Source organism: Methylobacterium trifolii (assembly GCF_022179685.1).
GTDB lineage: Bacteria > Pseudomonadota > Alphaproteobacteria > Rhizobiales > Beijerinckiaceae > Methylobacterium > Methylobacterium trifolii.
In genome coordinates this window covers 1-10,088 of the sequence record NZ_BPRB01000342.1, presented here as the reverse complement: position 1 = coordinate 10,088, position 10,088 = coordinate 1, and the positions used below count along the sequence as shown (strand labels likewise).

Here is a 10,088-nt window from a genome sequence, read left to right as displayed (position 1 = left end):
GCCACCGTGTCGGGGGCATAACTGCCGCCGTGACCTCGCAGAAAGTCGTGGACGGGGAATTGCGGGACATCCTGGAGCAGGGATTGGACACGCCGCTCAACGTCGTCGTCGAGCCGGCCGATCGGCGCAGGTTGGGCTCATCTTCAGATACGCCATAGGCGTTCGCATGCAGCGCACGAAGCGATCTCGAACCCGGCCCCTGCGGTTCCGGCGCAGCGTCGTGCGGGACCTGCGCAATCGTATCCGGTTTGCCCTTGTCGGCCTGCTGATCCTGATTGGTCTGCACGTCGTCTCGATGATCACCTTCGAGCACCTCAGTCTCGGGGAAGCGATCTGGCTGACCTCCACGACGATCACCACGACCGGCTACGGCGACTTTTCCGCCAAGACGGCGGCGGGCCGTGCCTCCACCATCCTGCTGATCTACCTCTCGGGCATCTTCCTGCTCACACAGGCCGGTGGTGCCTTCTTCGAGTTTCGAATCCTACGGCGCGAGCGCAAGCGCCGGGGCGAGTGGAGATGGGACATGCGTGACCACATCGTCTTCGTGAATGCGCCCGCCGACGAGCCGGGCGACTACCTGCGCCGCCTTCTCGATCAGTTGCACCGCTCGCACGCCAACTTCGCCAACGTGCCGTCCCTGATCTTGACGGAAGCCTTCCCCGACGGCCTGCCCCCCGACCTCGAAGACGACCCGCTGATCGTCCAGCTCAAGGGTCGCTTCGACGACCCGGCGGCCCTCGAGGCAGCGGGAGTCGATCAGGCGCGGGTGCTGATCATCCTGGCGGAGCAGGAGGGCGACCGCCTCTCGGACAGCCGGACCTTCGATATCATCCACCGCCTCCGTGAACGAGGGGTGGCCGCCCGCATCGTCGCCGAATGTGTCGATGACCTGAACCGCGAACGGCTGAAGCGCGCGGGGGCGTCGGCCATCGTTAGACCGTTGCGCGGCTACCCTGAGATGATCGTCCGCGCCATCGTCGCGCCCGGCACCGAATGGATCATCGAGCGCCTGTTCTCGAGTGAGGGTGATGAGTGTCTGCGCTTCGACGTCAGCGTGAAAGGCATCGCATGGGCCGACATCGTCTCGACCGTCCTCGGCGCCAACTTCGGGACACCGGTCGGCTATGCGGACGTGCAGGGCCAGCCTCATAGCAACCCGCCCCCTCACGGGCTCGTCACATGCGATGCACTCTTCGTACTTGTCGATGAGACTCAGCTGCCGACTGCAGCCATGCTTCAGAAGCTTCTCGACGGCGCCCCTCATCGCGCTCCAGCTTGAACGCCGTCTGTTCAGAGAGCCTCACGCTTCACCGAGAAAACGAGCTATCTGCATAGCGTATCCCGTCCGCTGTGGCGGTCTAGGATGACCATTCTGCCGCTTGCCGGCTGCGCCGATGCCAGTCGAGGCTCGTGACCAAGAGAACGCCTTCGATTAGCCAGCCGAGGGGGGTCGACCACTTTGGAATAGAAGTCGAAGCGGGTTATGCTCATCCCATGAGCAGAATCGCCGGACTTGGGCTTTCCGCCCTCCTCACCGTTGTCTCCCTGGGGGCAGAGGCACAGTCTCCGCCTAATATGACCGCGCTGACTGGGCTCGCGCCCGTGGCCGCACTGCCCAACACGCCCGAAGGCAGGGCGGCGCTGGACGCGAACTTGAAAATCACCGGCGACATCCAGACCGGCATGTTCAAGCAGCCCTTGCTGATGTCCTTTCCGGAGCAGCAGCGCCTAGCCCTGCGCGACAGCTTCATCACCGATGGCAACGCCACCCAGCTCGCTGACGGCCTTGGGTCGACGCTCGGAGCGGCCTATCAAGCCAAGGCGCAGTACAAAGATTTCCAAACCTTCACGAACGTGTCACAGGCGGTTGCCGATCTGCTTGGTTATACAAACAACATTGCCAAATCAGACTCGAACGCGGGAAAATACTTCTTCGCCAACGCAACCACGAACGGCAAGAAGCCGGTGTCCGAGCCGGCAAATGCGATCCTTAGCGCAAATGGCGGCACCACCGATGTCTTCGGCAAAAGCTATGGGCGTCCGGCAGGCAGCCAGGGGGCCGATGCCTACGGCAATTCCCGACCATTCCAGACCGAGCCGCGCCTGATCGCATTCCGCAGCGAGGACTATTTCGGCCGTGCCTCGCACAGTCTCGATTGGCTTAGGGGACCGAACCAGAACCTGTTCGACAGCCCCTCGTACCCGAGCGGGCACACCACCTACGGGTATACGGAGGCGCTGGTCCTCGCCATCCTCGTACCCGATCGCTACCAGCAGATGATCACGCGCGCGGCCGAATACGGCAACGATCGCATCGTCATGGGCGCACACTACGCGATGGACGTCCTCGGCGGTCGGGCGACCGCCCTGCACGCCGTTGCCCACTTGCTCGCCAACGATCCGGCCTACGTGGGACAGACCCGCAAGAACCCTGCTGTGATCAACGAGATGAGCCATGGGCCGGACAAGGAGATCGTCATCACCGATTATCCCGCGGCGCTGAAGGCGGCTGGTGCCGACTTGGAGGCGTTCCTCAAGGATGCCTGCGGTGCCAGCATCGCGACCTGCGCTGCGACCGACAACGGGCGTTTCAAGGACTCGAAGGCCAACGAGGCCCTCTACAATACCACCCAGACGTACGACTTGCCGGTCGTGCACCGGGAAACGGCCGATACGAAGGAGGATGTCGGCAAGCTCGCGCCGGAGGCAGGTCACCTCCTGACGGCGGCCTTTCCCTCGATCACGCTCGCTGAAGCCAACGCAATCCTGACCGAGACCCAGGGTCCCGGGGGCGGGTTCCTGGACAACGGCTCTGGCTTCGGCGTGTACGCCCGCCTCAACCTCTACGCCGCCGCAGGTCGCGCGGCGGCGATTGCCGCCAGCAGGGTGAGGACCGAGGTGATCGACCCGCCTCGGACCGAGCGCGATCGGTAGCCTTGAGATCCTCACCCAATAGGAACGGGGCGCCATTCTGAGCGGGCCGATCGGGGTCGACCGCGGATGTCTTGCTGAGGGATCGGAGTGCGGGCTAAAGAGGCCGCCTTCGACTGAACGGCAACTAGGGTTCCGGACGGCCACCGGCCGTCGCTGGTCCGAGCGTTGCAGAGACCGCGGCGATCCCGCGGCTGCACCCGAGGGACAAAAGCCCAGAGGCGAAGATGTCGAGACAACCAGCACCCCCAGGGGTGCGCGGAGGTCTCATGTCGCTCGCACCGCTTGTCCTCGTCGTCCTCGCCTCGTTCGTCCACGCCTCCTGGAACCTGCTCGCCAAGCGCGCGGCTCCCGCGGGCTGGACCTTCGTCTTCGCCTACGACCTGTTCTCCTGCCTCGCCTACGCGCCCTGGGTCGTCCGGCTCCTCGTACACCCGGAGATGACCTGGAGCCTGCCCGCAGCCGGCTGCGTCCTGCTGAGCGGGCTCGTGCATCTCGGCTACAGTCTGTGCCTGCAGCGCGGCTACCACGTCGCCGACCTGTCGGTGGTCTATCCGGTGGCGCGAGGCACCGGCCCGATGCTGTCCTCGCTGGCCGCCTTCGCTCTGCTCGGCGAGGCGCCGACCTTGAATGGGATGCTTGGCCTGATCGCCGTCGTTCTCGGCATCGTCTTGATCACGACCCAGGGCAACCTGTCGGCATTCCGACGGCCGGGCGGCCTGTCGGGCATTCGATGGGGCACGGCGACCGGCGGCCTGATTGCCGCCTACACCGTGATCGATGCCTACGCGGTCAAGGATCTCGGCGTGCCACCGCTATTCGTCAACTTCGGCTCGAACCTGCTTCAGATCATCCTGCTCGGGCCGCTCTTCGCAAGGAATTTCGTTTCGTCGCGTGCGCGGATGCGGGGGCACTGGCTCCCGTCCGTCGCTGTCGGCTTGTTGTCGCCGCTGGCCTACATCCTGGTGCTGACGGCTCTGAACATGGGTGCGCCGCTCAGCGTGGTCGCACCCGCACGCGAGATGTCGATGATGGTCGGCGCCTTGCTGGGGATGATCGTTCTGCGCGAGGCAGTCGGGCGCTGGCGGCTGGTAGGCTGCGCCGTGATGATCGCGGGCGTCGTGCTACTGGGCTCGGCCTAGGGATACCGCTCCATGCCGAAACAGGACCGTCGGCAGAGGAGTCGGCCCCATCCATGGTGAAGGGCGAGAAGCGCAGGGCTTACCTGATCGCGGTGCAGCAGCGCCGTGGTGTCGTTCGCGTCTATGCCGTGGTGGCCCTCTCGCCTGAAGCAGCCGTGGCGCAGGTCACCGCCAAGGCCACCGACGACATGCAGGTAAGGGTGGTGGGTGGCCTGTCACGCGACACCGCTCGCCGCCTCGGTCTCACGCCCGGCGAGATGCGCCTCATCTGAGGGCTGGGCTCTTCCCTCATAGGACCAATCTTCAACGTTATGCCTTAAACGGGCGGCTCTTCCCTTCGGTCGTTTACCTCAGCTATTGATCGGCATAGTCGGCCAAAAGGTGCGTGGCTTGGTGTCGGCGTACTCGCTGAGGGCGGTCCCCGGGACCAGGCAGCGCTGCTCGGTCTCGCGCCCGGGAACTGTCCCTTCCAGGTGCGGTTGCCCTGAGACCTGCACACAGCGGTGTTCGAGGATTATCGTGCGCGACTGCCAGCCGACCTCACGTCGCGTTCTGCTCGGGTCCGGAAGTGCCGCCGTCGCTGGTGCGATGCTCGGGATGAATGGCGTCATGGGCGCCGAGACCGGTGCCGGCGCTTCAGCCGAGACCGCAACGGGCCGTCGCGCAACCTCCCTCGATACGAACTATTTCATGGGCATGTACGCCACGGATTCCGATCCCTGGCGCTTCGCCACGAGCGCGTATGAGCGGGACAAGTATGTGGCCACGCTCGCGGCGCTGCCGCGGGCCCATTACACGTCCGCCCTCGACGTCGGTTGCTCCATCGGCGTGTTCACCCGCCAGCTTTGTCCGCGCTGCGACGCCGTGCTTGGGCTCGATGTGGTGCCGTCCGTGCTGGACGCCGCCCGCGTCCGCTGCGCCGATCGGCCGAACGCCCGCTTCCAGCTGGCTGCCGTCCCGGCCGAGTGGCCGGACGGGCGCTTCGATCTGATCGTGATCTCGGAAGTGGCCTACTATCTTGACCGAGCCGACCTCGCACGTCTCGTCGCGCGGGTTGGGAGCGCGTTGCTGCCAGGCGGAGACGTCGTTCTAGTGCACTGGCTCGGCGTCGCCCACTACCCGCTCTCAGGCGACGATGCTGCGGAAGGCTTCATCGCGGGTGCCCGAGGCTTCGCGCCGATCTTGAAGCAGGCACGAACCGCCGAGTATCGCCTCGACGTGTTGCGGTCGGCCACCTCTGATGCGGGCGCGGCACGGTGATAGCCTTCGACGCCGCTTGTCGATCCGGAGACCCTCATCGTGGGGCCTTCGTCGCTTCGCGCCGCGCATGCGCGGCCGTCAGGGCGTAGAGCCCCAGGCCGACCAGCATCAGGACGGCGCCGGCGAACGATTGGAGCGGCCGTGAGGCCGCAAGGTGCACCAGCATGAACAGGGTTACGGTGAGGAAGATGAGAGGCGTGACGGGATAGCCCCAGGCCCGGAACGGTCGCGGCTGGTCCGGCCGCGTGATGCGGAGCTTGATCACGCCAAGCACCGTCAGGAACGCGCAGGAGAGCAGGCCGAACTGAATGAATTCGAGCACCGCCTCGAAGCTCCGCGTGAGGAGCAGCAGGCTGGCGACGACGGCCTGGACAAGGACCGCGGCGACCGGCACGCCGGTGGGAGAGCGGCGTGCGAACCGGCGCAGCAGCGGCACGTCCTCGCCCATCGCCACGGTGACGCTCGGACCGATCCACATCATCGCGCCGATGGTCGGGATCAGGCCGACGCAGATCAGCAGGCCGACGATCCGTCCGCCCGCATCGCCGAAGACGTGGCGGCCGCTGATCAGGGCGACCTCGATCTGCCCGGCGATGTCCGCCACCGGCGTCGTATAGAGGAACACGGCAGTCAACGTGACGTAGAGAGCCGACACGAGGCCCGTCCCGACGAACAGGGCGCGTGGCAGGCTGCGGGCCGGATCGGCCAGGTCGCCGACGATGTAGGTCGCGGCGTTCCAGCCCGAATAGGCGTACATCACGAAGACGAGGCTCAGTGCGAAGCCGGCGCTGAAGATCCGGGCCGGATCGGACGCGCTCGGCGCGAAGGAGACCGATCCGCCTCCGCCCCCGGCTAAGCCCGCGACGATGAAGGCCAGGATCAGCACGAGCTTGAGCAGCGTGAAGCCGACCTGGAACCTACTGGCGAGGTCCCCCCCGCGGAGCCGCACGGCGGTCACGAACCAAACCACTGCGAGCCCGAGAGGCAGCGCCGGCACTCCCGGCAGGACGGCCCCGGCATACTGTCCGAACGCCATCGCCGCGAGCGCCACCGGCGCGGCGAAGCCCACGGTGGCCGAAAGCCATCCCGCCATGAACCCGAGGGCTGGACTGAAGGCGCGCGTGAGGAAGTTGTACTCGCCGCTGGAACGGGGAAACATCGCAGCCAATTCGGCGTAGCTGAAGGCTCCGCAGAGCGCGACCACCCCTCCGACGAACCACAGAAGCAGCAGCGCGAACCCGGACGGGATGTCAGTCACCTGGAATCCGAGGGTGGTGAAGATGCCGACGCCCACCATGTCGGCGACCACGATGGATGTCGCCGCCCGCGTTGAAACCGTCGGTGAGACTCTCGTGGCGGACGAACGACCGGTCATAGGCATGAGGACGACCTTCTGCGTCCGGACCTTCACGATCAAGCACCTGATGCCTGGCGGCTGGAAGGTCGCGCCGCCAGAGTACGGCGCGCTCAAGCGGGCCGAGGCCATGCCTGGCTGGATGCCCGGCACCGCGGCTGAAGATCGTAGCCGACGACGAGACCGGGGAACTGGAGAGCGCGACGATCCTCGGGCAGTTCGGCGAGGTGCTCGACGACTTCGCCGAGAGCCTGCAGGGCGGGTAGCGTTGACGAACAGGGATCGAGGACAGGACATGGCATTCAAGGCGAAATCGGCCTCGGAGACGAAGGCTGCTGATCTGGCCTCGGCGCTTGTGCGCATCGCCGACAATGAGGGCGCCCCCGCGCAGATCGGCGTCGACCGGCTCAGGCATGCTAACCCGCGCCTGACGCCGCTCGCCGTCGGCCAGATGTTCCGCAGGCACCGGGACATCCTGGAAGCCGCCCTGGTCGACAGAGGGTACGTGCTCGTCGACTATGCCGATCAGGGGGCGGGCAGGGGTATGGAATTTGAGATCGGGCAGGCGTGAGGGGCTGACGGGCGCCTGGGCGGTCGGCTATTGCTCACCGCATGACCAACGTCATCCGCCCGACCTTCGGCAAGGGTCGGCCCGAGCCCTCAGCACCAACCTCGGAGCCGATCGCGGAGTACGTGCCGCTGCGCGTCTACGGCACCGTGGCAGGCTTCCTGGTCGCTCTGATGCGCGACGACGCGGGTCCGGAAGGTTCGACGCTCAAGGTCGTGGTCGGCCCGGTCGCCGGCAACTCGGTCGAGGCCGTAGCGGTATACCCGGCCGATGGGAACAGCGAGATCGACGCCGAGGCGTGCGGGCTGGCCGTCCTGCGGGCACTGGAGGTGGTCGAGGCGGGCGGTGGAGCGAACGGCGCTTTAGGGCGCTAAACATTTACCTGCTTGGCAACCACATCCACGATTTGACCGTAAGCGTCGAGAACCTGGAAAGCCGCCTCAATCGAACGAAGCCTCAAAGCCAAGACCTCTGCGGTCCCGGCGTCCCATGCCTCGTCCACACTATCGAAGGCCCCGTCCAACTGATCGGCGGAAAGCGGCTCGCTCTCGTTAAGCCGTAGGATGCGGACTTGGTAGGGCATGCCTTGCTATGCCACGCTCACTGACCGGGACCAAGGCCGGGATGATCCTGGTAAACGGCAGTCGAGCTCCTTGAAGAAGCAATCTCCCATACCGGCACGCCACACTGCCGTCCCGGCTTGGTTCGGTATCCCGAGGTGCGTTCGAACAGAACGCATTCGGCCTCGACCCCGTGGGCTCGGTCGCCCGAGACCGTCAACGCCCCGCAATAGTCCAGGCGCAGCGTGCCGTGCTCCGGACGGATCGCGAACAGCTCCGGGGCCGTCCAGCCGGGCTGATGCGCCTCGGCGCCGAACCGGTCGAGGAAGTTGAGCGCCGATTCCCGGATCGTGGCCCACCTGGCGGCGTCAGGTAGCGGCAGGGCGAGGCGTGCAGTGGGAACTCATTGAGGTGGGCGCGCCATAGATCGACAGGCGTCTGGAGCAGGATGGGTGCGGCGCTGGCTTACATGCTGCGCGGATACGGCGGCCACACGAGCGGCGCCATGCGGCGAGCGGCGGGCTTGCCTGACTCGCACGGCCGCCGCTCGCCCCGCCGCCCGATCCGATCACAAGCTGGCGGGGTGGTCGATCATCTCACCGTCAGAGCGGCAGGATGCCGAGCATGGGTTAGTAGGCCGTGAAACGACAAATCCGCCGCGGTTCGCACCGGGCGGGTCTTGGCAGATCTTGGACCTGGGGGGACCGCGTCCGAAACCGTACCGACCAGTAGCATGGATGCAGCGAGACAGATAGGCGGCGAACACCTTCGAGGGCCTCGACATCGTTCCAGATCCTTCTCTGGGAACAGTTCGACAGCGAGCGCGGTTCGACCTGCAAACGGTGGGAAATTCATGTCCGACAATGGTTTGATCTCAGGTACGTATTCGTCTCTGAGGACGGCGCGAAGCATGCGCGAGCGGCTCTCTCGGGCGGGGTTTGCTCGCAACAGCATCGACATCGAGCGCGTGGACGACGCGTTTCAGGTCTTGATCAACACGCGTGAGGAGAACAGGGAGCGCGCCGAGCAAATTCTCGGAGGCTCGGCTATCGCCGATGACCTGCAGCAAGCAGCCGATCGGACGGTCGGGGCTGTGAAAGACAACCAGTTCCTGGCGCTTGGTCTAGCTGCCATCGCCGGGTTTACGCTGTACCTTCTCACCAATCGCTCGTGAGGCTGGCGCATCTCACCTTCTCCTGAGTAGGTGACGTGATCCAAGACGGGACGGCCAAACCGCCCACCCGGGTTTCTGAGGCTTCCCAGCCGCCGCGTTGCGTCCACTACGTCGGCTTCAAGGACGACAGGTACTGGAATGCCTTCCGGATCTTCGGCGGCCCTCGGGTAATCCATCGCCGCTGGGATTGGTACGCGGTGCACGATGTCGGACCCGACGACGTGGTCATCTTCGCCGAGGGCGACGAGACGCAAACGATGGCGGAGCGGAACGCAACCGACATCGACGAGCGCTGGCTCGGCTGAACCATCGCACGGCGTCACCGCCACAAATTGCGGACTGCGGCACTCACAGCACCGTGCGGGGTCGGCATGACGGGCGGCTCAGGTTACTCCGCCGGCCAGGTCCGTGCGGTGAGCTTGTTTCCATCCGGATCGCGTAGGTAAGCGACAAAGGACCCGTTTGGGCGCTCGGCGGGCGGGCTCTCGATCGCGGTGCCACCATGCGCGGTGCCGGCTCCGTGCCACGCAAGGACATGTTCGCGGCTCGTAGCGGCGATACCGATAGTCCCACCATTGGCCGCGGTCGCTGGATTGCCGTCGATCGGTTTCGTGATCATCAGCCGACTGCCCTCGTGGACGTAGATTAGCCTGCCCCTTGGGTCCATCTCGCCAAGCTTGCCTCCCAACGCGGCGAATGTGGCGTCGTAGAAGCCTCTGGCCCGCTCAAGGTCGTTGCTGCCGATCATGATGTGCGTGAACATGTTTCCTCTCCGGAATAGGGATTCACGAGATAGCTGTAGTCGCGCGCAGAGGCGAGTGACTAAAGGCGCCGTTCCGGAAGGCCTACCAAGAGTGCAGATGTGACCCAAGTTGAGCGCGGAGGCGCGTGAAGCAACCGATGCCTGCCAAGCTGCGAACGCCGCCGACGGTGGATCCAAAAGCTGTTCCTGGAACGCCGACCCGTGGCCTTCCGTTGATCTCCATAAAACCTATGGAGGAAACGATGAAAAAGCCGGTCAAGCCTGGCTCCGAAGCCGGTCATTCCAAAGAGGGCGGGGCGCTCGGGAATATCGATGAGCAGCGCGGCCACCCTG

At 65.5% G+C, this 10,088-nt stretch carries 11 protein-coding genes and 2 pseudogenes; 11 read left to right on the top strand and 2 right to left on the bottom strand.

Translation table 11 applies throughout. The annotated features are described in order from the left end of the window. The first annotated feature begins 166 nt into the window (after positions 1 to 166). The 5 genes from COGEMETH_RS23995 (at position 167) to COGEMETH_RS23975 (ending at position 5,336) form a co-directional block, all read left to right on the top strand. A complete protein-coding gene (locus tag COGEMETH_RS23995; RefSeq protein WP_238185189.1) occupies positions 167 to 1,282 on the top strand; it encodes an ion channel in 1,116 nt (371 codons plus the stop codon). A 215-nt stretch (positions 1,283 to 1,497) separates the two neighbouring features. Continuing rightward, positions 1,498 to 2,937: a phosphatase PAP2 family protein gene (locus COGEMETH_RS23990; protein ID WP_238185188.1), complete on the top strand. Its 1,440-nt coding sequence runs from the start codon at positions 1,498 to 1,500 to the stop codon at positions 2,935 to 2,937. Between the two features lie 266 nt (positions 2,938 to 3,203). Beyond that, positions 3,204 to 4,076 carry an EamA family transporter gene (locus COGEMETH_RS23985; protein ID WP_238185187.1) on the top strand — a complete coding sequence of 291 codons (873 nt, stop codon included), beginning with the start codon at positions 3,204 to 3,206 and terminating at the stop codon, positions 4,074 to 4,076. 53 nt (positions 4,077 to 4,129) lie between these two features. After that, the gene (locus tag COGEMETH_RS23980) at positions 4,130 to 4,348 is read left to right on the top strand and encodes a hypothetical protein (RefSeq protein ID WP_238185186.1); all 219 of its coding nucleotides are present in this window, start codon (positions 4,130 to 4,132) and stop codon (positions 4,346 to 4,348) included. A 337-nt stretch (positions 4,349 to 4,685) separates the two neighbouring features. Then, on the top strand, positions 4,686 to 5,336 hold the full coding sequence (locus COGEMETH_RS23975) for a class I SAM-dependent DNA methyltransferase (RefSeq protein ID WP_238185185.1): 651 nt from the start codon (positions 4,686 to 4,688) through the stop codon (positions 5,334 to 5,336). A 34-nt stretch (positions 5,337 to 5,370) separates the two neighbouring features. Here the strand turns inward: COGEMETH_RS23975 and COGEMETH_RS23970 are convergent, their stop codons facing one another. Further along, positions 5,371 to 6,711 (bottom strand): APC family permease, encoded by a 1,341-nt coding sequence (locus tag COGEMETH_RS23970; RefSeq protein WP_238185184.1) that lies wholly within the window; start codon positions 6,709 to 6,711, stop codon positions 5,371 to 5,373. Between COGEMETH_RS23970 and COGEMETH_RS23965 the strand changes: the two are divergent. The 5 genes and pseudogenes from COGEMETH_RS23965 (at position 6,710) to COGEMETH_RS23945 (ending at position 9,297) form a co-directional block, all read left to right on the top strand. Beyond that, positions 6,710 to 6,956: pseudogene (locus COGEMETH_RS23965) on the top strand (hypothetical protein). The gene COGEMETH_RS23970 and the pseudogene COGEMETH_RS23965 overlap by 2 nt on opposite strands. 29 nt (positions 6,957 to 6,985) lie before the next feature. Further along, positions 6,986 to 7,261, top strand: coding sequence for an adenylosuccinate synthase (locus tag COGEMETH_RS23960; RefSeq protein ID WP_238185183.1), 276 nt, complete (start codon positions 6,986 to 6,988; stop codon positions 7,259 to 7,261). Between the two features lie 41 nt (positions 7,262 to 7,302). Beyond that, a complete protein-coding gene (locus COGEMETH_RS23955; RefSeq protein WP_238185182.1) occupies positions 7,303 to 7,632 on the top strand; it encodes a hypothetical protein in 330 nt (109 codons plus the stop codon). A gap of 1,096 nt (positions 7,633 to 8,728) precedes the next feature. Continuing rightward, entirely contained in the window at positions 8,729 to 8,992 is a 264-nt protein-coding gene (locus COGEMETH_RS23950; RefSeq protein ID WP_238185181.1) for a hypothetical protein, read from the top strand. A gap of 35 nt (positions 8,993 to 9,027) precedes the next feature. After that, a complete protein-coding gene (locus tag COGEMETH_RS23945) occupies positions 9,028 to 9,297 on the top strand; it encodes a hypothetical protein (RefSeq protein ID WP_238185180.1) in 270 nt (89 codons plus the stop codon). Positions 9,298 to 9,380: 83 nt separating this feature from the next. On the opposite strand, the gene COGEMETH_RS23940 is transcribed toward COGEMETH_RS23945, so the two are convergent. Then, positions 9,381 to 9,755, bottom strand: a complete 375-nt coding sequence (locus tag COGEMETH_RS23940; RefSeq protein WP_238185179.1) for a VOC family protein — start codon at positions 9,753 to 9,755, stop codon at positions 9,381 to 9,383. A gap of 125 nt (positions 9,756 to 9,880) precedes the next feature. Here COGEMETH_RS23940 and COGEMETH_RS23935 point away from each other — a divergent pair. After that, positions 9,881 to 10,088: pseudogene (locus tag COGEMETH_RS23935) on the top strand (hypothetical protein); the annotation flags it as partial.